This is a genomic window from Nocardia sputi (assembly GCF_023501985.1).
Genome location: NZ_JAMFLC010000002.1, coordinates 25684 through 49733 on the forward strand (window position 1 = coordinate 25684; position 24050 = coordinate 49733).

The following is a 24050-nucleotide window of genomic DNA, read 5'->3' on the forward strand; positions in this document are numbered from 1 at the left end:
CAGGTACTACCGCAACCGCGGCGGCTACGGGCGGTCATCGCCGAGTAGTCCGACCGCGGTCTGAACGTAGGACACGTCATGCAACAGCCTTCCCTTTCGGCGAAAAATACGGACACGGTTCTTCCCGACGGGGCCTTCGCCTTGTCGGCGGCACAGCGCGGCATCTGGTTCGCCCAGCACGTCGCCGGTGACACTCCGATCTCCATCGCCCAGTACGTCGAACTGAACGGACCGATCGACCTCGACCTGCTCGCGCGTTCGGCGCAGCAGGCCGGGCGCGAGTTCGGCACCGGCTACCTCCGCCTCGTCGAAGTGGAGGGGCACCCGTTCCAATTCGTCGACCCCACCCTCGACGACAGCCTGGAAACGTTCGACTTCCGCTCCGAACCCGACCCCGAGGCGGCCGCGCACACCTGGATGCGCGCCGAGTACGAGGCGCCGTTGGAACTGACCCGCGACCGCCTGGTGCGCATCGCCATGCTGCGCGTCGGAGCGGAACGCTGGTTCTGGTATTCCCGGATCCACCACATCGTGCTGGACGGTATGGGCGCGCTGACCATGGTGCAGCGCACCGGAGAGCTCTACAACGCCGCCGTGGAGGGCCGTGCAGCGCCGCCGGCGAAGGCGGAGGACCTGCGCAAGATTGTCGACGCGGACCTGGCCTACCGCAGTTCGGAGCGGTTCGTCGCCGACCGCGAGCACTGGCTGGCGCATCTGGACGGCATGGCCGATCCGGTGAACCTGGCCGGTCGCACCGCGGGCGTGGACGGGCATCCGAGGCGGGTCGCGGGCGCGCTGCCCGCCGACACCGCCCGACTGCTGGCTGACGTCGCCGAGCAGGTGTCCTCCGGCGTCGCGCCGACCGTGGTCGCCGCGTTCGGCGCGTACCTGTCGGCGATGACCGGCGCACCCGAGGTCGTGCTCAGCCTTCCCGTGTCCGCGCGCACCACCGCCACGCTGCGGCGTTCCGGCGGCATGATCGCCAACGTCGTTCCGCTGCGGCTGCGCCTGACGCCCTCCACGACGGTGGGCGACGTCATCCGCGCCGCCCAGGGCGAGTTGACGGGTGCGCTGCGGCGCCAGCGTTACCGGCAGGAAGACATCTTCCGCGACCTCGGCTGGCCGATGGACGAGGCCGCGTCTTTCGGCCCCTCGGTGAACCTGATGATGGTCGACACCAGGATTCAGCTCGGCCAGGTCACCGGGCGGCTGCACGTGCTGACCTCCGGTTTGATCGATGACCTGTTCGTCAACCTGTATCCGGGCGTCGGCGGCGAGAGCACGCATGTCGACTTCCAGGCCAACGGCAACCTCTACACCGACGCCGAGCTGACCGGGCAGCACCGCCGGTTCCTGTCCTTCCTGCACCGCTTCCTCGCCGCGGGACCGGACGCGCCGTTGGCGACCGTCCCGGTGCTGTCGGCCGACGAGCGCGCGGACTTCGCCCCCGCGCGCGGCCCCGTGGGCGTCGCGGCGCGGACGCTGCCGGACATCCTCGCCGAGGGCGCGGCCCGGAATCCGCTGGCGACCGCGCTCGTCGAAGGCGAGACCGCGCTGACCTACCGCGGGCTGGACGACTACACCAACCGGCTGGCGCGGGTGCTGATCGCCGCGGGCGCCGGCCCCGAACACACCGTGGCGATCTCGATTCCGCGGTCGATCCAGTCGGTCCTGGCGACGATCGCGGTGGCCAAGACCGGCGCGGCGTTCGTGCCGATCGACCCGACCTATCCGGCCGACCGGATCGAGCACATGGTCGGCGACAGCGGAGTCGTCGCCGGGGTGACGACGGCGTCGGCGCGAAAGTCGTTGCCGGATCGGGTGTCCTGGCTGATCCTCGATGACGAGGGCACCGAGCGGGCGTTGGCCGAGCAGGACGCCGCACCGCTGACCGACGCCGAGCGCACCGCCGCGCTGCGTCCCGACCAGGTCGCGTACGTCATCTATACCTCCGGCTCCACCGGACTCCCCAAAGGCGTGCTCGTCCCGCATCGCGGCCTGGCCAACCTGGTGGCGAGTTCCGGCGCCGGTTTCGGCATCGACGCGAATTCGGTTGTCGCCCATGCTGTATCATCGAGTTTCGACATCTCCGTCGAGGAGATTCTGGTCACGCTCGCGGCGGGCGCGACGCTGGCCGTTGTGCCGCCGTCGGCGTACGCGGGCGCGGAGCTGGCTCAGGTGCTGCGCGCCCACCGCGTGACCCATCTCAACGTGACCCCGGCCGTCGTCGGATCGCTCGACCCGGCCACGCTGCCCGACCTGCGCACCGTGATCGTCGGCGGCGACGCCTGCCCGCCCGAGCTGGTCGCGAAATGGTCGGGCCGGACCTTGCTGAACGGCTACGGCCCCACCGAGACCACCGTCACCGTGACCCTCAGCGCCCCGCTGACACCCGACGGCCCGATCACCATCGGCGGTCTGGCCCGCGAGGTGTCGGCCGTCGTCCTCGACCCGTGGCTGCGGCCGCTGCCGCCGGGCACGACCGGCGAACTCTACCTCGCCGGTCCCGGTGTGGCCCGCGGCTATCACCGGCGCAACGGGCTCACCGCCGACCGATTCGTCGCCAACCCCTACGCGACCGGCGAGCGCATGTATCGCACCGGAGACCTGGTGCGCTGGGTCGAGCACGACGGTCGTGCCGAACTGGAGTACCAGGGGCGCAGCGATTTCCAGGTCAAGGTGCGCGGCTTCCGCATCGAGCTCGGCGAGATCGACGCCGCCCTGCAGCGGCATCCCGACGTCGACTTCGCGCTCAGCCTCGGCGTCGAAACCGGTTCGGGCGCGACCGCGCTCGTGTCGTACGTGCTGCCGAAGCCGGGCGCGGAGTTGCATCCGGAGGCCCTGAAAGCCGCTGCGGGCGAAACACTCCCGGCCTACATGGTGCCCTCGGTGGTCATGGTGCTCGACAGCCTCCCGCTCACACCGCTTGGCAAGGTGGACCGCAAGGCGCTGCCCGCACCGGAGTTCGGTGCGCGCACGAGCACGACCAGGCCGCCGTCCACGCCACGCGAGGAGCTCCTCGCCGCGTTGTTCGCGGAGGTGCTCGGGCTGGAATCGGTAGGTGTCGACGAGAGCTTCTTCGCACTCGGCGGCGACAGCATCGTCTCGATCCAGCTGGTGTCGCGGGCGAAGGCGGCAGGGCTCGGGCTCAGCGCGCGCGATGTCTTCGAGCGCAAGACCGTCGCCGCGCTCGCCGCGGTGGCCGCCGAAGTACCGACCGGGGTGGTGCACGAGCTGCCCGGCGGCGGGGTGGGCGAGGTGGAGCCGACGCCGATCGTGCACGCGATGCTCGAGCACGGCGACACGTGGCAGCGGTTCGCCCAGGCCGTGCTGATCGATCTGCCCACCGGCATCGAGCGCGCGAGTCTGGTCGCCGCGCTCCAGGCGCTGCTGGACCGGCACGACGTGCTGCGCTCGACGCTGCGCCGCACGAGCGACGGCTGGAACTGGGTGGTCGCCGAACGCGGTGCGGTGCACGCGGGCCACCTGCTCGACGTCGTGACCGCGGAGACGGATCTCGAGGCGACCTGCGAGGGTGCGTTGCAGCGCGCCGCCGACCTGCTCGACCCGGAGGCGGGCGTGGTCGCGCGCTTCGTGTGGATCGAGCGCGCCGGCGCCGCGCCGCTGCTGTGGCTGGTGCTGCACCATCTCGTCACCGACGGCATCTCCTGGCGCATCCTGCTGCCGGATCTGGCCACCGCCGCGCTGGGCGCCGAGCTCGCGCCGGTCGGTACCTCGTTCCGGCGCTGGGCCCACGGACAGCGCGAGCACGCGGCCACGCGCACCGCGGAATTGCCGATGTGGCAACGCGTTCTGGCCACGCCCGACCCCGCGCTCGGCTCGGCGCCGATGGACCCCGCCCGCGATGTGGTGGGCTCGATGGCGAATCTGACGACCCTCGTTGCGCCGGACATCGCGCGGACCGTGCTCACCACCGCGCCGGACCGTTTCCACTGCGGCGCCGACGACGTGCTGCTGGCAGGGCTCGTGCTGGCGCTGGCCCGTTGGCGAGGGCGCACCTCGGCGCTGTTCACGCTGGAGGGCCACGGCCGCGAGGAGACCATCCTGCCCGGCGCCGACGTGGCGCGCACGGTGGGCTGGTTCACCAGCGTCTACCCGGTCGCGATCGATCTGACCGGCATCGACGTGGCGGAGGCGTTCGCGGGCGGCCCCGCGGCGGGCGCGGCGATCAAGGCGACCAAGGAACAGCTGCGCGTCCTGCCGGACAAGGGCATCGGGTTCGGCATGCTGCGCTACCTGGTCCCGGAGACCGCGGCGGCGCTCGCGGACGCGCCCACCCCCCAGATCAGCTTCAACTACCTCGGTCGCGCGTCCACCGGCGGCGACGCGCAGCCGTGGCTGCCGCGCCGGTTCGCCGCGACCCAGGACGACCGCGCGCCGCTGGCCGCCGCGGTGGACATCAACGCCGTGCTCACCGACGCGGGCCTGGAAGTGACCTGGGCTTACGCCGCACGGCTGTTCGACGAGGCCGACCTCGGCGAGCTCGCCGCGCTGTGGGGGCAGGCGCTGGCCGCGCTCGCCGAGCACGCCGGGTCCGCGAGCGCGGGCGGACGCACACCGTCGGACTTCGACCTGGTCACCGTCACCCAGGCGCAGATCGATGCCTGGGAGCGCGACTACCCGAACCTCGCCGACGTGTGGCCGCTTTCGCCGCTGCAATACGGTCTGCTCTTCCACGCGCTCTACGACTCCGACACCGCGGACGGTTACACGGTGCAGTCGCTGCTCACCCTGGCGGGCACCGTCGACGCGGCCCGGTTGCGTCGCGCCGCACAGGCTTTGGTGACCCGCCACGAGAACCTGCGCGTCGCCTTCGTCGAGACCGAGGAGGGCCCGCGCCAGCTGGTCCTGGCCGACGCCGAGATCGAGTGGCGGGAAGCGGATCTCACCGGCATGGCCGACGAGGACGAGCGCGCCAGGGAGCTGGACCGGCTGATCGCGCTGGACGCGCGCACCCGGTTCGAGCTCACCCGTCCCCCGCTGCTGCGCTGCACGCTCATCCGGATCGCACCCGACACCTACCGCTTCGTGCTGACCAATCACCACTTGGTGCTGGACGGCTGGTCGACGCCGCTGCTCGTGCGCGAACTGCTCACCCTCTACGTCACCGACGGCGACACCACGGCCCTGCCGCAGGCGCATTCCTATCGCGAGTTCCTGACCTGGCTGGCGAGCAGGGACGACAGCGAATCCCTCGCGGCATGGACCGATTCGCTGGCCGGCATCGACACGCCGACCCGCGCGGTGCCCACCCTCGCCGGAATCGAATCGACCGAGACCGGGATGATCTCCGTCGACCTGTCCCGCGCCACCGTCGCCGGGCTGGAGACCACGGGCCGGGAAGCGGGCGCCACGGTGAACACCTTGGTGCAGGCCGCGTGGGCGATGCTGCTGGCCATGCTCACCGGTCGCACCGACGTGGTGTTCGGCGGCACCGTCTCGGGACGGCCGCCGGAACTGGCCGGAGTCGAGGAGATGGTCGGCCTGTTCATCAACACGCTGCCGGTGCGGGTGCGGCTGGATCCGTCGGAGAAGGTCACCGACCTCCTCGCGCGCCTGCAGTCCGAGCAGGTGCGGCTGCTGGACCACCAGCACGTGGGACTGGCCGCCATCCACCAAGCGGTGGGGCTGGCCGAACTGTTCGACACGCTGACCGTTTTCGAGTCCTATCCGATCGATCGCGAGGCGCTGTCGCAGGCGCTGGACATCGCGGGCATGCGGGTGCTCGACGTGGAAGGCACCGACGCGACGCCGTACCCGTTGAATCTCATGGTGATTCCGCTGCGCGGCGACAACGGTCGGGACACGCTGCGGATCACGCTGAAGTACATGGCCGACCAACTTCCGCGGGAAGCGGCCCTGCCGCTGCTGGATCGGTTCGTCCGGCTGCTCACCCAGCTGGCGGACAACCCCCACGCGCTGGTCTCGCAACTGCAGTACTGCGACGAGGCCGAACGCGCCGCGCTCGTGCCGGTGCGCGGCCCGGAGTCGGTGCCGCAGGCCACCATGCCCGAGCTGCTCACCGCGGGCGCGCGGATCGATCCGGACGCGATCGCGATCACCGCCGGTGAACTCACCATGTCCTACGGCGAACTCGACGCCTGGTCCAATCGCTTCGCCCGGATGCTGCTGCGCCGGGGTGTCGGGCGCGAGGTGTTCGTCGTGCTGGCACTCACCCGCTCACTGGAATCGGTGGTCGCGGTGTGGGCGCTGGCCAAGACCGGCGCGGCGTTCGCCCCACTGGACCCGAACTACCCCGTGGAGCGCATCGAGCACATGCTCACCGACTCCAAGGCCCCGATCGGCGTGACGGTCACCGCGACCGGCGAGACGCTGCCAGGCACGATCGACTGGCTGCTGCTCGACGACCTCAACACCATCCGGCGGGTGATGACGGTCTCCGAAGCGCCGATCACCGACGAGGAGCGCGGCGGGCCGATCGACCTGGACCAGACGGCCTACCTGATCTACACCTCCGGCTCCACCGGCAAACCGAAGGCCGTGCTGCTCAGCCACCGCGGAATCGCGAACCTCGTCGCCGCGCAACGGGAGACGCTCGGGTTGGATCACACCGCCAGCGCGCTCCAGGTGGCCTCCCCCAGCTTCGACGCCTCGGTGTTCGAGCTGCTCACCGCGCACGGCGCGGGCGGCAGGCTGGTGGTGTCGCCGCCGGACGTCTACGGCGGAACGGAATTGGAAACCCTGCTGCGCACCCAGCGCGTCACCCACGCGGTGATCACGCCGTCGGCGCTGGCCACCATGGAACCCGCCGGCCTGGAACATCTGCGCGTGCTGGCGGTCGCGGGCGAGGCGGCGACGCCGGAGCTGATCGAGCGATGGGCGCCGGGCAGGCGCATGGTGAACCTGTACGGCCCCACCGAGTTCAGCATCTGGGCGACCGGCCCTGGCGAACTCGTCTCGGGTGAGCCGATCACGATCGGCGGACCGATCCGCGGATCGGCCACGGTGGTGCTGGACACCTGGCTGCGTCCGGTGCCCGTCGGAGTGCCCGGTGAGCTGTATCTGGCGGGCCCCGCGCTCGCCCGCGGCTACTTCAACCGCTTCGAGATGACCGCGAGCCGGTTCGTCGCCGACCCGTTCGGCGAACCCGGCGGCCGGATGTACCGCACCGGCGATATGGTGCGCTGGGTCGACAACGGCAACGGTTACGAGCTGGAGTATCTGGGCCGCAGCGACTTCCAGGTCAAGATCCGCGGCCTGCGCATCGAGCTGGGCGAGATCGACGCGGTGCTCTCCCGTGACGACGAGGTCGAGTACGCGGTGACCATCGGGCGCACCGGCCCTGCCGGGACCACCGTGCTGGTCTCCTATGTGCTGCCCGTCGAGGGCGTTCGGTTGGACGTCGAGCGGCTGCGCGCCCAGGTGGCCGCCGAGTTGCCCGGCTACATGGTGCCCGGCTACCTGGTGGTGCTCGACACGATTCCGCTCACCCCGGTCGGCAAACTGGATCGCAAAGCCCTTCCGGTGCCGGACTTCTCCGAGAGCCACCGCCCCTACCTCGCGCCGCGCACACCGGTCGAGGAGGCGGTGGCCGCGGTGTTCGGCGAGGTGCTCGAGCGCGAGCGAGTCGGCGTCGACCAGTCGTTCTTCGAACTCGGCGGCAATTCGCTCAGCGCGACGAAAGTGGTGGCGCGGGTGAACGCGGCGCTCGGCTCGCGGATCGCGCTGCGCGAGGTGTTCGACGCGCCGACCGTGGCTCAGCTGTCCGCCCGGGTGATCCCGGCCACCGGCGATGCGCCGGGCCGATTCGCCCTGGCGCCGCGGATCCGGCCCGATCGCGTTCCGCTGTCCCCCGCGCAGCAGCGCATGTGGGTGCTCAACCGGATGGATCCCGCCTCGCCCGCCTACAACATCGCGGTGGCGCTGCGGCTCACCGGCGAACTCGACGTCGACGCGCTGCGGGCCGCGCTCGTCGATGTGGTCGACCGGCACGAGAGCCTGCGCACGCTCTATCCGGCGGACGCGGAGGGACCGCGTCAGGTGGTGGTCGGCGCCGACGTCGCCGTGCCCGACATGCCGGTGGTCGGCACCGAGGACGGCGCGGCGCTGCGCGCCCGGATCACCGAACTGGCGGGCACCGGATTCGATCTCGCCACCCAACCGCCGCTGCGGGTGAGCCTGTTCCGGCTCCACGGTGGCCCGGAGCCTTCCGTGAGTGCCGCGCCGGTGTCGTCGGGTCATTCCACCGGTGCGGCGCCGGTCTCCTCCGGCCCCTCCGCGGGCACCGCACCGGTCGCGTCGGGCCATACGGCGAGCCCCGGCGAGATCGCGGCCGCCACGCCGGCGGTGCACGTCGTCGTGCTGGTCGTGCACCACATCAGCGCGGACGGCGCGTCGATGGCGCCGCTGGCCGCCGACCTGGTCGCCGCCTACTCCGAGCGGGCGGGCGGCGGGCACGCCATCCGCGTCCCGCTGCCGGTGCAGTACGCCGACTTCGCGCTCTGGCATCGCGAGGTGCTCGGCGACGAGGCGGACCCGCAATCACTGGCGGCCGATCAGATCCGGTTCTGGCGCGAGACGCTGGCGGGCGCGCCCGAGGTGCTGGAACTGCCCTCCGACCGGCCGCGCCCCGCGGTGCAGACCATGCACAGCGCCGATCACGGCTTCACCGTCGACACCGAGACGCACCGAGCGCTGGTGGACTTCGCCGCCGCGCACAACGTCAGCCCGTTCATGGTCGTGCACGCCGCGCTCGCGGTGCTGCTTGCCCGGCTCGGCGGCACCGACGACGTGGTGATCGGCACCCCGGTCGCCGGACGTGGCGAAGAAGCGCTCGACCAGCTCGTGGGCATGTTCGTCAACACTCTGGCGTTGCGCACTCCGGTCGATACCGCAGCAGGCTTCGTGGCGTTCCTGGACGCCGTCCGGTCCGCGGACCTGGACGCCTTCGCCAACGCGGACGTGCCGTTCGAGCGGCTGGTCCAAGTGCTGGACCCGCCGCGATCGACCGCGCACCATCCGCTGTTCCAGGTCTCGCTGTCGCTGCAGAACTTCGTCGAACCGGTCCTGGAGCTGCCCGGCCTGCGCTTCGAGGTGGAGGATTTCGACCGCAACGCCTCCCAGTTCGACCTGACCCTCGACCTGCGCGAGCGCTTCGCCGACAGTGGTCCGGCCGGCATCGACGCCGTGCTGACCTACGCGACGGATCTGTTCGACTCGGCCACGATGGCCACGTTCGCCAACCGGTGGCGGCGAGTGCTCGCGGCGGTCCTGGCGCGGCCCGAGGTTCGTATCGCCGATATCGACCTCCTCGACGACGGCGAACGCGCGACGCTGGTGCCGGTGCGCGGTCCCGAATCCACCGGGACGACAACGCTCGCGAGGCTGCTGGCCGAGACCGCACACCGATACCCGCAGCGGCCCGCCCTGGTCGTCGGCGGATACACCACCACCTATCGGGAGATCGACGCGCACGCCAATCGCCTGGCGCGGGTGTTGCGTGAGGAAGGCGCGGGCCCGGAAACCGTGGTGGCACTCGGGCTTCCGCGTTCGGCGGAACTGTTGACCGGCGTGTGGGCCGCTGCCAAGGCCGGCGCGGCGTTCCTGCCGGTCGACCCGAAGCACCCGGTGGACCGCATCGACCACATGCTCACCGATTCCGGCGCGACGCTGGGCCTCACCCTCGCCGCGTTCCGCCCGATGCTGCCCGACAGCACGAATTGGCTGGTGCTCGACGACCTGGCCCTCGTGGAACGCTGGAGCGCCGCGAGCAGCCGCCCACTGGACGCGCGTGAACTGCCCAACCCGATCCGGCTGGACAACGCGGCCTGGATGATCTACACCTCCGGCTCCACCGGCACGCCGAAGGGTGTCACGGTCTCGCACCGCGGCATCGCCGATTTCGTCGCCGCGCAACAGAAGTTACTCGAATTGGACGAGCACTCCCGGGTACTGCAAGTGGCGTCGCCGAGTTTCGACGCGTCGCTGTTCGAAGCGCTCATGGCGTTCGGCTCCGGTGGCGCGTCGGTGGTCGCGCCGCCGGAGGTGTTCGGCGGCAGCGAGCTCGCCGAGCTGATCGCCGCCGAGCAGGTCACGCACCTGGTGATCACACCGTCCGCACTGGCCACCCTCGATCCCGCCGAACTGGCCGGCGTGCGGGTACTCGCGTCGGTCGGTGAAGCGGTCAGCGCCGAGCTGGTCGAACGCTGGGCCACCGGACGCACCATGGTCAACCTGTACGGCCCCACCGAATTCACCATCTGGGCAACGGGTTCGACGCCGATGGAGCTCGGCCTGCCCGTTTCCATCGGGACACCGGTCCACGGCGCGGCCGCGCTGGTGCTCGACGACCGGCTGCGCCCGGTCCCGGTGGGCGTGGCGGGCGAGCTGTACCTCGCAGGCCCCGCGCTGGCTCGCGGCTACCACGCGCGGCCGAGTCTCACCGCCGCCCGCTTCCACGCGAACCCGTTCGGCGCGGCGGGCGAACGGATGTACCGGACCGGCGACTTGGTGCGCTGGATCCGCGGCGAGGTGGGACTGGAACTGGAATATCTGGGCCGCACCGATTTCCAGGTGAAGGTGCGCGGCCAGCGCATCGAGCTCGGCGAGATCGATGCGGTGCTCGGCCGCGCCGAGGGCGTGGATTTCGCGCTGACGCTCGGCGTGCCCGGCCCCACCGGGGCGACCGCGCTGGCCGCGTACCTGGTCCACGCGCCCGGGGTCGAACTCGACGTGGCGAAAGTGCGCGCGTTCGCCGCCGACATCCTGCCCGGCTACATGGTGCCCTCGGCGTTCGTGGTGCTGGACGAGATCCCGCGCAACGCGGTCGGCAAACTGGACCGCAAGGCGCTGCCCGAACCGGAATTCACCACCGACCGCACCGAATACCGCGCACCGTCCACGCCGACCGAACAGCAGCTGGCCGGAATCTTCGGTGAACTGCTCGGCGTGGCGAAGGTCGGCGCCGACGATTCGTTCTTCTCCCTCGGCGGAGACAGCATCCTGGCCATCCAGCTGGTGTCGCGGGCCAAGCAGCAAGGCATCAACTGCACGCCTTTGCAGGTGTTCGAGCACCGCACGGTGGCGGCGCTGGCCGCGGCGGTCGACGCCGCGGGCACGACGGTGACGCTGGAGGAACTGCCCGGCGGCGGCGTCGGCGAGCTGCCTGCCCCGCCGATCGTGCACTACATGCTCGAGCGGGGCGGGAACTACGACCGCTTCGCCCAGACCGCGGTTTTGGAACTGCCGGTGGGAATCGAGCGCTCGCAGATCGTCGCGGTGCTCACCGCCGCGGTGGACCGGCACGACATCCTGCGCGCCCGGCTGCTCGCCGACGCCGAAGACGGCCCGCGCATCGTGGTCGGCGCGCCCGGCTCGGTCGACGTGGACGCGCTCGTGCACCGCATCGAATTCGACGCGATCGAGCCGATCGAGCTGCACGAGTTCGCCATGACCGAACTGGACGCCGCGGCCGACCGGCTCGATCCGGCGAACGGCACCGTGCTGCAGTTCATCTGGCTGGACCCGGTGGGCGCCGCGGGCACGCGCACCGGCGCGGGACGGCTGATCGTGCTGGCGCACCACCTCGTCATCGACGGCGTGTCCTGGCGCATCCTGGTGCCGGATCTGGTGGCCGCCTGGGCTCAGGTGTCGGTCGGCAACACCCCGGTGCTCGCCGAGACCGGGACCTCGATGCGGCGGTGGGCGCACGCGCTGGCCGAGGAGGCGCGCTCGGAACATCGGGTCGCCGAGCTGGCGTACTGGCATGACGTGCTCGACGGACCCGATCCGTTGATCGGCGGGCGGGAGCTGGATCCCGAGCTCGACCGGACCGGCACACTGCGCATGGTCGAGCGGGAGGCGTCCGAGGAGGTCACCGCCGCGCTGCTCACCACCCTGCCCGGCTTGTTCCAGGGCAGTGTCAACGACGCGCTGCTGGCCACTTTGGCGCTGGCGCTGGTGCGCTGCCGACAGTCCGACCCGTCGGCGTTGCTGCGCCTGGAAGGTCACGGCCGTCAGGAAGAAGTGGTGCCCGGCGCCGATCTCTCGCGCACCATCGGCTGGTTCACCAGCATGTACCCGGTTCGCCTCGACTTGGCGGGGATCGACATCGAGGACGCGCTCGCCGGCGGGCCCGCGCTGGGCAGGGCGATCCGCGCGGTGAAGCATCAACTGCTCGCGGTCCCGGACAAAGGCATCGGCTTCGGCTTGCTGCGCTACCTCAACCCCGAGACCGCGCGGCAGCTGCCGCGACGGCTGCCGGGACGGGTCGGGTTCAACTACCTCGGCCGGTACTCCACCGGCGACATCCCGGCCGGGCTCGAGGGCCTGGGCTGGCTGCCGGCCGAAGATCTGGGTGACGTGCACGTCACCGAGGATCCCGGCGTGCCCTTGCAGGCGGCGATCGACGTGAACGCCGTGGTGATCGGGGACCGGCTGCGGGCGAGCTTCGGCTTCCCGTCGTCTCTGCTCGGCCGGGACGAGGTCGCCGAGCTGGCCGATCTGTGGATCGACACGCTGCACGCGGCGGCCCGTTTCGCGCAGTCCGCGGCGGCGCGGATCGCCGCCGAGGAAGAAGCGGCGGCCACGGCGCGTCCGGCCCTTCCGGCGGCGGGCGGACTCGGGCTCGACGTGGTGCTGCCGATCCGGCTCGGAGGCTCGCAACCGGCGCTGTTCTGCATCCACCCGTCATCCGGGATGTCGTGGACCTACCTGGGGTTCGCGGACGCGCTCGCGCCCGGCCGCCCGATCTACGGCCTGCAAGCGCCCGATCTGAGCGGCAACGAACCACCCGCGCGCTCGATCGAGGAGTTCGCCGAACGCTACGTGCGCGAGATCCGGACCCTGCAACCCGAAGGGCCCTACCACCTGCTCGGCTGGTCGTTCGGCGGCCTGATCGCCCACGCGGCCGCGGTGAAACTGAAGGCCGAGGGCGCCGAGGTGGGCGTGGTCGCGCTGCTGGACGCCGACACCTCCGATATCGACGGCCACAGCATCGAACGGCTCACCGCCGGGTCGTTCGTCCACTCGTTCGGCGCGGTGTTCGGCATCCACGACGTACCCGCGGACGCGACCGCGCAGCAGGCGGCGGACCTGATCCGGGAACGACTCGGCGGCGTCTCGCTGATCGACGCCCCCACGCTGGAGCGGATGGCCGGGTCGTACAACGCCGCCGCGCGCACCAGAACCGGTTACCGCCGCCCGGTGTTCGACGGCGACATCGTGTACTTCAGCGCGACCGTCGGCACCTCCGACATCTTCGGTCCCGACGGCTGGCGGCCGTATGTGACCGGCGAAATCATCAACCACGACATCGACGTCACCCACGACGAGATGACGGCGCCGCAGGCGCTGCCGATCATCGCGCGCGCACTCGATGCACATCTGGGAGGCCGAGGATGAATTCCGACCAAGGAGTCGTCGTCGAGGGGATCGAGAAATCCTTCGGCGCGGTCAAGGCATTGCGCGGAGTCGATTTCGCGGCCGAGCCGGGCGAGGTGCTCGGCATTCTCGGACCGAACGGCGCGGGCAAGACCACCACGGTGAACATCCTGTCGACGCTGATCCGGCCGGACCGCGGGCGCGCCGTGGTCGCCGGGTACGACGTGGTGGCCGACCCGGCGGCGGTGCGGCGCAGCATCATGCTGACCGGGCAGTACGCCGCGCTGGACGACATGCTCAGCGGCTACGAGAACCTCGTGATGTTCGGCAGGCTGATGGGCCTGCGCAAGCGGGCCGCCCGCGCCCGCGCGGACGAGCTGCTGGCCGAGTTCGATCTCGAGCGCGCGGCCGGCCGCCGGGTCGGCACCTACTCCGGCGGTATGCGCAGGCGCATCGACATCGCCTGCGGTCTGGTCGTCCGGCCCGACGTGGTGTTCCTGGACGAACCCACCACCGGGCTGGACCCGCGCAGCAGACAGGGCGTGTGGGATCTGGTCTCCGGCTTCAAGAAGGCGGGCATCACCACCTTGCTCACCACCCAGTACTTGGAAGAGGCCGACGCGCTCAGCGACCGCATCATCGTCATCGATCACGGCGTGGTGATCGCCCACGGCACCGCCGACGAGCTGAAGTCGCGGACCGGCGGCAGCTACTGCGAGGTCGTACCGCTGGATCTGAAGGATCTGCCCGCCATCGCCGCGGCCCTGGGCTCGCTGCTGCCGCAGGAGACCCGGGCCGCGCTGACCCCTGAGTCCGACCGGATCGCCGTGCCCGCCCCGGACGGCGCGCGGACGCTCGCCGAAGCGCTGCGCCGCCTGGACAGCGCGGGCGTCGAACTGGTGGACATCGCACTGCGCCGCCCCTCGCTCGACGACGTCTTCCTGCAGCTCACCGGGCATCTGGCAACGGTGGAGCAGACCGCGCAGCCGGAGGTCGTGGCGTGACGGCGGCGACCTGGCTCAGCCAGACCCGCGCCGCGCCGCTGCGACCGCAGCAATGGTGGGTGCTGACCACCCGGCTGATCGTGCCCTCGGTGCAGACCGGCGAGGTGCTCACCTCGGTGCTGGCCCCCGCGGCCTTCACCGCCAGCTTCTACATCCCGCTGAAGACGATCATGACCGTCATCGGCACCGGGTTCAGCAGCTACGCGCAGTACATGATGCCGCTGGTGATCCTCCAGGCCGCCGCGTTCACGGCCGTCTCGGCGGCTTTCCGCGCCGCCACCGATTCGGTCGCCGGGCTCAACCGGCGCTTCGGCTCGATGCCGATCGGCCCGCTGGTCCCGGTCGCAGCGCGCCTGTCCGGCAGTGTCTTCCGCCTGAGCATCGGACTGATCACCGCGCTGATCTGCGGCTACGTCATCGGGTTCCGTTTCTACCTCAGCACCGCGCACACGATCGGTTTCGTGCTGTTCTCCTTGCTCATCGGCCTCGCGCTGATCTGGGGCGGGGACGTGATCGGCACCGTCTCGCGCAACCCCGAGGCGACCGCACAGGCGCTGGTGTTGCCGCCTCTGATCTTCGGCATGCTGTCCACCGGGATCGCTCCGGCCGACCAGTTTCCGGCCTGGGTTCAACCGTTCGTGCGCAACCAGCCGGTCTCGCAATGGGCCATCGCGTTGCGGGCGTTCGCCGGTGACATCGGGCCGAACGCCGGGCAGGTGAGCTGGTCGCTGCTGGGACCGCCGCTGGCATGGGCGCTCGGCATCCTCATCGTCTGCGTTCCGCTGTCGATCCGGCTGAGCTCGAGGAGGGCGTGATGGTACTGCTGGCGGATCGCAAGGACGAAGCGCGCACCGCTTCGGAGGTGTCGGTGTCGGCGCTGCTGCGCCACACCCTGATCCAGACCCAACGACTGCTGCTGCGCTGGGCGCGCAATCCGGTCACGCTGCTGGAGACGCTGATCATCCCGTGCCTGCTGTTGGTCATGCTGAACACGGTGATCGGCGGACAGATCCGGAAGTTCACCGGCGAGAGCGCGCTGTATGGGTCGGTGCCCATGGTCGCCCTGGTGGGCGCGCTGTCCGGCGCGGTGGCGGGAGGTGTCCTGCTCGGCCGCGAACGCGACGCGGGCCTGCTCGCACGGTTCTGGGTGCTGCCGGTGCACCGGGCATCGGGTCTGGCCTCCCGAATCCTCGCGGAGGGCTGCCGTATCTTCCTGTGCACCCTCGCCGTCGTCCTGGTCGGCTCCGTGATGGGATTCCGCTTCCACCAGAGCGTCGCGGCGACGATCGTCTTCCTGTTCATTCCGGTTCTGTTCGGCTTGGCCTTCGCCACCATCGTCACCTCCGTGGCCGTCTTCACCGCGAAGTCGACGCTGGTGGAGGGCATCACGATCCTCACCTCACTGATGATGTTCTTCAGCACCGGCTTCGTCCCGCTGGCCGCCTTCCCGAAGTGGATCCAGCCGGTGGTCCGCAACCAACCCATGTCGGTAGCGGTCGACACCATGCGCGCGCTCGCCTCCGGTGGGCCCCTCGCCCGCTCGCTCACCCTCACCGTGGTGTGGTCGCTCGGCGCGATCATCCTGTTCGCAGTGCCCGCGACGATCGGCTACCGCAGGGCCAGCCGACGCTAGATCCCGGCCGCCGGTTCACAGCGAACTCCCAGCGCGATCCCAGCCGATCACGAGCGCACGTTCCTAACGTCACGGGGACGATGTCGACCGACGAAAGGCAGACTGTGGGCGTACGACGCGGTGAGAGGCACGAGCACGATCTCGGCCTCGCACACGATATGAAGGTTCTGGTGTCCCGGCGCCGCGCCCTGTTCTTCCTCGGGGCGACGGCGGGCGCGGCGGCGGTCGTGGGCGGCTGCGCGACGGGATCGGACGAGACGGCGGCCACGACCTCCGGCACCGGATCAGCGACCACCGCGCGATCCGGCGACATCGCCGCCGCGCCACAGGAGACCGCGGGACCGTATCCGGGCGATGGGTCCAACGGACCCAACGTCCTCATCGAGTCGGGTGTGGTGCGCAGCGACATCACCACCTCGTTCGGTTCGTATTCCGGTGTCGCGCTGGGTGTTGCGATGACGCTCGAGTTGACGCTGCGCGATCTGGCGAACAGCGGGGCGGCTGGAGCGGGCATGGCGGTGTACGTCTGGCATTGCGACCGGGACGGCAATTACTCGCTCTACAGCAGCGGTGTCACCGAGCAGAACTACCTGCGCGGCGTCCAGGTGGCCGACGGCGACGGCAAGGTGTCGTTCACGTCGATCTTCCCGGCTTGCTACTCGGGACGGTGGCCGCACATCCATTTCGAGGTCTACGACTCGCTCGAGACCGCGGTCGCCGGCCAGAACGCGCGACTGACCTCGCAGATCGCACTGCCGCAGAACACCTGCGAGGCGGTATTCGCCCACGACTCCGGTTACGCGCGCAGCGTGGCGAACCTTTCGCAAGTCACGCTCGCCTCCGACAACGTCTTCGGCGACGGCTGGGACGCGGAACTGGCCACGGTGTCGGGCGAGCCGTCCTCCGGGATGCGGGCCTCGCTCACCGTTGGCGTCGCCGAGCGATCACAGAACACCCGGTCGGACAACGGTTCCGGTGCCCAGCCCGGTGGACGCCCGCCCGGCGGCAGCGGAGGGCCCGGCGGCCGCCCACCGCGGTAGCCGGGCGGCCCGCGATCACGCGGTGGCGAGTTGCCTGGCCAGCGCCCAGATCACGAGGACGTCGATGGCGATCAGCACCAGCGCCCAGAACGGGTAGATCGACACGAACAGGAAGTTGTCCAGGATGCTGATCGCCGCCAGCCCGATACCGGCGAGAAAACCCCAGGTCCTGCCCGACACTACGCCGAGTGCCGCGCACACCGCCAGCACCCCGATCGTCACATGGATCCATCCCCAGGTGGCGACATCGACCAGAAACACCTGATCCTCGGTCACCAAGAAGACGTCGCGTCCCCCGATCGCCGCCATGGCCGTCAACAGATGCAGGACACCGGCGACGAGGATGAGCACGCCCGCGAAGATCGTCATGTCGCTGAGCACCGGACGGGTGGTGATCGGACTGGTCATGGCAACTCACTCCTTCCGAACACAGGGGACATCCTGCGCCCAACGTAGCCGCTCGCCCGGCCGGATCGGCGCAGGTGGACGGGTGGGTCCGTGGCCGCGCGGCAGCGGTGCGATCCCCGGATCGTCCCGCGGCGGTCGTGACTTCCGGCACGATCGACGCCTCGGCACGCCGGTGGCATGACGAATGGACGGATCCGGCAACGCTTTCGCGGCCGCGGGGCAACGAGCATCCGCCCCTGTGAGTCGCGTCGGCGGTCCACCGATACCAGCTCCCCGGACACCGTATGGCAAACATTCGGCGATCGATTCGTGCGCCGGTGCCGATGTGGCCGCCCGGGGGTGCGTGCCGCACAATGGGTGGCCGCGCGCGGCGCGTCCCCGCGTTCTTTCCCAGGTGGGACACCGGTCGCGGCGACACAAGGTGTTGTGCTGAGCGGAGATGTCACCCCCAAGGAGTAGTGTCCCGGGGGTAGGAATTCCGTGACGGCAGCGTGCTCGGGAAAGGCGTGGAGGCAGGATGAAACTGATCGATCGGGTGTCGGCCATCAACTGGAATCGGGTGCCCGACGAAAAGGACGCCGAGGTCTGGGACCGGCTGACCGGCAACTTCTGGCTGCCGGAGAAGGTGCCGGTCTCCAACGACATTCCGTCGTGGAACACCCTCACCGCCGACGAGAAGCAGCTGACCATGCGGGTCTTCACCGGCCTCACCCTGCTGGACACCATCCAGGGCACGGTCGGCGCGGTGAGCCTGATCCCGGACGCGCTGACCCCGCACGAAGAGGCGGTGCTGACCAACATCGCGTTCATGGAGTCGGTGCATGCCAAGAGCTACAGCTCGATCTTCTCCACGCTGTGCTCCACCCGCGAGATCGATGAGGCGTTCCGCTGGTCGGAGGAGAACCGCAACCTCCAGCGCAAGGCCGAGATCGTGCTGGGGTACTACAACGGAGACGATCCGCTCAAGCGCAAGGTCGCCTCCACACTGCTGGAGAGTTTCCTGTTCTACTCCGGCTTCTACCTGCCGATGCACTGGTCGTCGCGGGCCAAGCTCACCAACACCGCCGACATGATCCGGCTGATCATCCGCGACGAAGCCGTCCACGGTTACTACATCGGCTACAAGTACCAGAAGGGCTTGGAGCTGGCCTCTCCAGCCGAGCGCGCCGAGCTCAAGGACTACACCTTCGAGCTGCTGTTCGAGCTCTACGACAACGAGGTCGAATACACCCAGGACCTCTACGACGAGGTCGGCCTCACCGAGGACGTCAAGAAGTTCCTGCGCTACAACGCCAACAAGGCGCTGATGAACCTCGGCTACGAGGGCCTGTTCCCCAAGGACGAAACCGAGGTCAACCCCGCCATCCTCTCGGCGCTGTCCCCCAACGCCGACGAGAACCACGACTTCTTCTCCGGCTCCGGCTCGAGCTACGTCATCGGCAAGGCCGTGAACACCGAGGACGAGGACTGGGAGTTCTGAACGACCGCCACGATGCGACGCGGCGGCGGACCGGTCCGCCGCCGCGACCCGTTCGGCACACCCCGGGCTGACCCTTTCACGAAACGGTCGGCATCGATCCCGATACGAAGCCGGCTCCCGGCGCGGAATCCCTTCGGGGTCCGCGCATTCGGACCTTCAGATTCCCAGCACCAGTTTCGCCGTGGTGAAGTAGATGATCAGGCCGGTGGCGTCGACCAGGGTGGTGACCATCGGCGCGGACACGACTGCCGGGTCGATGCGCAGCTTCTTGGCCAGCAGCGGCATGGTGCCGCCGATGGTGGCGGCCCAGCCGCAGATCAGGATCAGGGTGATCCCGACGACCAGAGCGATGCGCGGGCCGACGAACAGGGCGCCGATCGCCAGGCCCACCGAGGCCAGCAGCGAACCGAGCACCAGGCCGACCCGGCATTCCCGCCAGATCACCTTCAGCAGGTCCGACGCCCGGACCTCGCCGACCGCGACCGCGCGCACACAGGCGGTGGCGGCCTGCGCGCCCGCGTTGCCGCCCGCGCCGATGAGCAGCGGGATGAACAGCGCGAGGTGCGCGGCCTGCTGCAAGGTGCCCTCGAAGAAGTCGGTCACGCTCACCGTCAGGGTCGCCGCGAACAGCAACAGCAGCAGCCACAGCGCGCGATAGCGGGCCAGCTGGAACACCCCGGCGGCCATGTAGTGGCCCTCCCACGGCGCGGAACCCGCCTGCAGCGCGACGTCCTCGCTGTCGGCGGCCTCGATCACCTCGACCGCGTCATCGATGGTCAGCAGCCCGACCAGCCGGTCCTCGCTGTCCACCACCGGCAGGTTGATGTCGTTGGTCTCGCGCATCAACCGGGCGGCCTTCTCCGCGGAATCGGTGGCGCGAGCGAAGGCGGGCTCGGTGACGACCAGCTCCGACACCATCGTCTCGGGCTTGCTGAGCACCAGCTCGCGCAGTTCGACGATGCCGGTCAGCCGCCTGCCCCCGTCGACGACGGGCAGCGTGTACACCGTCTCGGCGTTGGCGCCTTTGGCTCGCACCATGGCGAGCGCCGCGGCCACGGTGAGGTCGCGCGGCAGCGCAACCACCTCCGGCGTCATGTATTGACCGGCGGAGCCCTCCGGGTAGCCGAGCAGGCTCGCGGTCATCCGCCGCTCGCGCGGGCTCAGCCCGGCCAGCGCCTTCTTGGCGACCTTGGCAGGCGCTTCGCGCAGCATGCGGGCGCGGTCGTCGGGCGCCATGCCCTCGACCAGGTCGCGGAAGCTCTGATCACGCAGCCCCTGCAGGATCTGCTGCTGGTCCACCGGCTCGAGCTCCTCGAAGACGGCCAGCGCCAGGTCTTTGTCGAGCAGGCGGAACGCCATCCCGGCCCGCACCGCGTCCATGCGGGCGAGCTGATCGGCGATGACGTGCGGCGGATGGTTGCCGAGCCAGTCCAACGCGGCGTCCACGCGTCGGGTTTCGACGATGTCCTGGAGGGATTCGGACAGCGTCGGACGTACTTCGATGATGTCGGTCTGCGACATGGGAGGACCTCAGCACATGCGTGAGTGAACAGAGAACGCGAAAATTCACACCGCGGGCGCCGGCCCCTGCCGTCGCGACCTGATCAGGAATGCGAAGGGGCGGCGCCGCGCGGCCTTCGACTGGGAGGTTCGCTGCGCATCGCTACCCCACCTCCCTCTCGTCGTCGCCGCGGATCTCGGATATCCGCACCATTCGGATCAACATCTCGCGGACGCGAAACGTCCTCGTGCAGCTTACATCGCTTCGCAGACAATGATCGCCTTCGATCGGGCGTTGTGACCGAACCGGCTTTCGCGCACCGCTCACGCGGACCATCGGGAGCGCAAGTTTGGACGCACCCGGCGTAGAACTGTTGCTCCCACGCTTGGGAACCGGGACAGTATGAGCCGAGCAGGCCCCGGACCCGGCAAGGTCACCGGAGCAGGCCCACGCCTCAGCACAGCTCACGGAAGTCTCGAAGTGTCGACAGCAACAGCACTGATCCGCCGTCGGGCGGTCGACTTCATGCGCGTTCCGCACGGAATCTGTTGCCGCTGACGTAGCGCGGCCACCGGTCCCGACCGGATCCGCGTGGACATCAACCGCCGCTGCTTCCGCCGCGGTGTCGCCGCATGCCGAGCATCCCCCCGCACGGTGTCTTCTCGTCTTCGAAAGTACGAACAATGCCTCTCCCCCTATCCTCCCGGCGCGTCGCCCGCGCTCTCTCCGCCGCCGCAACGGTGCTCACCGGCCTGTCCGTGCTCACCGGATGCGGTGAGTCCGCTCCCGCCAGAACCGCCGACGGCAAGACCGTGCTCCGCTACCAAGGAAGCACCGGGCAGGTGAACCCCTTCGAACTGGCCGACGACCTCGGTTACTTCACGAAGATCAGCTTGCGGTGGGAGGGCGACACCACCAGTGGCCCGGCCAGCATCCAGGCCGCGGCCACGAATCAGGTCGAGGTCGGCAGTGCGTTCAACGGTGCGGTGGTGAAGCTGATCGCGGGAGGGGCGAAAGTCACCTCCGTGCTCAGTTCCTATGGCGCGGACGAGGAGTCGTTCACCGGCTATTACGTGCGTGACGACTCCGGCATCACCTCGGCACGCGATCTGATCGGCAAGAAGGTCGCCGTCAACACTCTCGGCGCACACCATGAGTTCATCACCAGGGAGTGGCTGCATCGGCAGGGCCTGTCCGACGACGAGATCAAGCAGGTGGAACTGGTCGTCGTGCCACCGGCCAACACCGAGGACGCGGTGCGCAAGGGGCAGGTCGACGTCGGCGCCTTGGGCAGCGTCTTCCGGGACACCGCCCTGCAACGCGGCGGCATCCATCCGCTGTACACCGACAAGGCCATCTTCGGCACCTTCGGCTACGGCACGTATGTCTTCCGTGACGACTACATCGCCAAGAATTCCGAAGCGGTGGAGGACTTCGTGCAAGGCACCGCGCGCGCGATCCGCTGGTTGCAGGTGACGCCCCGTGACCAGGTGCGCGAGCGGTTCGTCCAGATCATCGGCAAGCGCGGCCGCAACGAGAACACCAGCTTGGTGCCGTACTGGCTCAGCTCCGGCATTCCGGCGCCGGGCGCGGTGGTCGCGGAGAAGGAACTGCAGATCTGGATCGACTGGCTGGTGCGCAACGGCGAACTGCCGGACGGCAAGTTGAAGGCCGCGGATCTGTACACCAACGAGTTCAACCCGTACGCCAACGGCAGATATCAACCGGAGGCCGGGCCGACCGGAGAGGCGGTGGCCGCGAAATGACCACGGCGACAAAACTATCGCTGACCGCGGTGGGCAAGCAGTTCGCGGTGCGCGGCTCGCACGAGCGGCTCACCGCGATCGAGGACATCTCGCTGGAGCTGCGCGAGGGCGAGTTCCTGGTGCTGGTCGGCCCGAGCGGGTCGGGCAAGTCCACCCTGCTGGACCTGCTCGGCGGGCTGAGCAAGCCGACCTCCGGTGAGATCCTGCTGGACGGCAAGCCGATCACCGGGCCAGGCCTGGATCGCGGGATCGTCTTCCAGCAGTACGCGCTGCTGCCCTGGCGGACCGCCCGCGCCAACATCGAATTCGGCTTGGAAGCAAAAGGGTTGCGCCGCAAGGCGCGCCGCGAGCTCGCCGAGCACTACCTGGAGCTGGTCGGCCTCTCCGGTTTCGGCGACCGCTACCCGCACGAACTGTCGGGCGGCATGAAGCAACGCGTCGCGATCGCGCGCAGTCTCGCGTTCGATCCCGAGGTGCTGCTGATGGACGAGCCGTTCGCCGCGCTCGACGCGCAGACCAGGGAGTCGTTGCAGGACGAGCTGTTGCGCATCTGGCGGGCCACCGGCAAGACCGTCCTTTTCATCACCCACGGCATCGACGAGGCGGTATACCTCGGCCAGCGGGTGGCCGTGCTGACCTCACGACCCGGCCGGGTCAAGGCCGTGGTCGAGGTCGAGATCGACCGGGACGCCGCCGACGACATCCGCTCCTCCGAACGCTTCCGCGACTACCGCCACGAGATCTGGACGCTGCTGCACAGCGAGGTCCAGCGGGCCGCGAGCCTGGAACGGGAGTCCCTGTCGGACCGCACCGCCGACATCGAATCCACCACCGAGAGGACGGCCCATGTCTAGTGCCATACAGCTGAGCGAGCGGCCGGTGCGGGAGAAGCCGGCCGCGCCCACCCGGCCCGCCTCGACGCCCCGGGTGAAGGCGGCGTCCGCCCCGCTGACCCGAGCCGTCCGGATCGCGAGCCGCTTCGCCTGGCGGGTGTTCAAACCGACGTTCGTGATCGCGCTGTTCTTGCTGCTGTGGCAGATCGCCCCGGCCCTCGGGCTGGTGGACGAGGTGTTCCTGCCGCCGTTCTCGGTGGTCGCCCAGGCGTTCGCCGATTTGGTGGTGAGCGGGGAGATGTGGACACACATCTCCGCGAGCCTGAATCGTTCGCTGGTCGGGTATTCGCTCGCGTTGGCCGCGGGCATTCCGGTGGGCATCTCGATCGCCTGGTACAAGCCGGTGGCGGACTTCCTGAACCCGATCCTCGAACTGTTCCGCAACACCGCGGCGCTGGCGTTGCTCCCGGTGTTCCTGCTGATCCTCGGCATCGGTGAGACCTCGAAGGTCGCCATCGTCGTCTACGCGAGTTTCTTCCCGATTCTGCTGAACACCATCACCGGCGTGCGCACCGTGGATCCGTTGCTCGTCAAATCCGCCGCTTCCCTGGGATTTTCGCCGCTGCGCCTGTTCCAGAAGGTGATCCTGCCCGCGGCGCTGCCGTCCATCTTCACCGGTCTGCGGATGGCCGCCGCCAGTTCGATCCTGGTACTGCTCGCCGCGGAGATGTTCGGGGCCAGAGCCGGTCTCGGCTATCTGATCACCGCCGCGCAGCAGAACTTCGCGATACCGAACATGTACGCGGGCATCCTCGCCATCTCGCTGCTCGGTCTCGGGTTCAACGGCCTGCTGGTCGCCCTCGAACGACGCCTCTCGCGGTGGCGCGCCCCGGCGAACGGCTGACCATGACCGCCCGGTTCCAGGATCGTCGCATCCGGAAGGGGTCGCCGTGCGGGCGCTGACCAAACGGCGCGTTGTCGACTTCATGCGGGTGTGCGGCAGCGCTTGTCACCTTGCCGGAC

The 24050-nt window shown here is 69.7% G+C and carries 11 protein-coding genes; 9 read left to right on the top strand and 2 right to left on the bottom strand.

The window, feature by feature from the left end:
* Positions 1-78: 78 nt before the first annotated feature.
* The 5 genes from M8859_RS02695 (at position 79) to M8859_RS02715 (ending at position 17039) form a co-directional block, all read left to right on the top strand.
* Entirely contained in the window at positions 79-13383 is a 13305-nt protein-coding gene (locus M8859_RS02695) for a non-ribosomal peptide synthetase (protein WP_249643705.1), read from the top strand.
* Positions 13380-14366: an ATP-binding cassette domain-containing protein gene (locus M8859_RS02700; protein WP_159921231.1), complete on the top strand. Its 987-nt coding sequence runs from the start codon at positions 13380-13382 to the stop codon at positions 14364-14366. Before M8859_RS02695 ends, M8859_RS02700 begins: the two co-directional genes overlap by 4 nt.
* A complete protein-coding gene (locus tag M8859_RS02705; RefSeq protein ID WP_159921229.1) occupies positions 14363-15181 on the top strand; it encodes an ABC-2 transporter permease in 819 nt (272 codons plus the stop codon). The genes M8859_RS02700 and M8859_RS02705 overlap by 4 nt, the downstream gene beginning before the upstream one ends.
* A complete protein-coding gene (locus M8859_RS02710) occupies positions 15181-15999 on the top strand; it encodes an ABC transporter permease (RefSeq protein ID WP_159921227.1) in 819 nt (272 codons plus the stop codon). The genes M8859_RS02705 and M8859_RS02710 overlap by 1 nt, the downstream gene beginning before the upstream one ends.
* An 80-nt stretch (positions 16000-16079) precedes the next feature.
* A complete protein-coding gene (locus M8859_RS02715; RefSeq protein ID WP_159921225.1) occupies positions 16080-17039 on the top strand; it encodes a dioxygenase family protein in 960 nt (319 codons plus the stop codon).
* 15 nt (positions 17040-17054) lie between these two features.
* Here M8859_RS02715 and M8859_RS02720 read toward each other — a convergent pair whose 3' ends face one another.
* Positions 17055-17447, bottom strand: a complete 393-nt coding sequence (locus tag M8859_RS02720) for a DUF7144 family membrane protein (RefSeq protein ID WP_159921223.1) — start codon at positions 17445-17447, stop codon at positions 17055-17057.
* Positions 17448-17964: 517 nt separating this feature from the next.
* Between M8859_RS02720 and nrdF the strand changes: the two genes are divergently transcribed.
* Positions 17965-18927: a class 1b ribonucleoside-diphosphate reductase subunit beta gene (gene nrdF, locus M8859_RS02725; RefSeq protein ID WP_159921221.1), complete on the top strand. Its 963-nt coding sequence runs from the start codon at positions 17965-17967 to the stop codon at positions 18925-18927.
* A 156-nt stretch (positions 18928-19083) separates the two neighbouring features.
* On the opposite strand, the gene mgtE is transcribed toward nrdF, so the two are convergent.
* Positions 19084-20448, bottom strand: a complete 1365-nt coding sequence (mgtE, locus tag M8859_RS02730; RefSeq protein WP_159921219.1) for a magnesium transporter — start codon at positions 20446-20448, stop codon at positions 19084-19086.
* 663 nt (positions 20449-21111) lie between these two features.
* Here mgtE and M8859_RS02735 point away from each other — a divergent pair.
* From M8859_RS02735 to M8859_RS02745, 3 genes are read left to right on the top strand one after another with little or no spacing between them, the layout of a single operon-like run.
* Positions 21112-22194: an ABC transporter substrate-binding protein gene (locus tag M8859_RS02735; protein WP_159921217.1), complete on the top strand. Its 1083-nt coding sequence runs from the start codon at positions 21112-21114 to the stop codon at positions 22192-22194.
* Positions 22191-23048: an ABC transporter ATP-binding protein gene (locus M8859_RS02740; protein ID WP_159921215.1), complete on the top strand. Its 858-nt coding sequence runs from the start codon at positions 22191-22193 to the stop codon at positions 23046-23048. The genes M8859_RS02735 and M8859_RS02740 overlap by 4 nt, the downstream gene beginning before the upstream one ends.
* The gene (locus tag M8859_RS02745; protein ID WP_159921213.1) at positions 23041-23931 is read left to right on the top strand and encodes an ABC transporter permease; all 891 of its coding nucleotides are present in this window, start codon (positions 23041-23043) and stop codon (positions 23929-23931) included. Before M8859_RS02740 ends, M8859_RS02745 begins: the two co-directional genes overlap by 8 nt.
* Positions 23932-24050: the final 119 nt, after the last annotated feature.

Bases quoted from the DNA above. Each gene is read 5' to 3' on its own strand.
- M8859_RS02740 (WP_159921215.1), top strand. From the start codon at position 22,191: ATGACCACGGCGACAAAACTATCGCTGACCGCGGTGGGCAAGCAGTTC.
- M8859_RS02735 (WP_159921217.1), top strand. From the start codon at position 21,112: ATGCCTCTCCCCCTATCCTCCCGGCGCGTCGCCCGCGCTCTCTCCGCC.
- M8859_RS02710 (WP_159921227.1), top strand. From the start codon at position 15,181: ATGGTACTGCTGGCGGATCGCAAGGACGAAGCGCGCACCGCTTCGGAG.
- M8859_RS02745 (WP_159921213.1), top strand. From the start codon at position 23,041: ATGTCTAGTGCCATACAGCTGAGCGAGCGGCCGGTGCGGGAGAAGCCG.
- M8859_RS02695 (WP_249643705.1), top strand. From the start codon at position 79: ATGCAACAGCCTTCCCTTTCGGCGAAAAATACGGACACGGTTCTTCCC.
- M8859_RS02720 (WP_159921223.1), bottom strand. From the start codon at position 17,447: ATGACCAGTCCGATCACCACCCGTCCGGTGCTCAGCGACATGACGATC.
- M8859_RS02715 (WP_159921225.1), top strand. From the start codon at position 16,080: ATGTCGACCGACGAAAGGCAGACTGTGGGCGTACGACGCGGTGAGAGG.
- nrdF (WP_159921221.1), top strand. From the start codon at position 17,965: ATGAAACTGATCGATCGGGTGTCGGCCATCAACTGGAATCGGGTGCCC.
- M8859_RS02700 (WP_159921231.1), top strand. From the start codon at position 13,380: ATGAATTCCGACCAAGGAGTCGTCGTCGAGGGGATCGAGAAATCCTTC.
- mgtE (WP_159921219.1), bottom strand. From the start codon at position 20,448: ATGTCGCAGACCGACATCATCGAAGTACGTCCGACGCTGTCCGAATCC.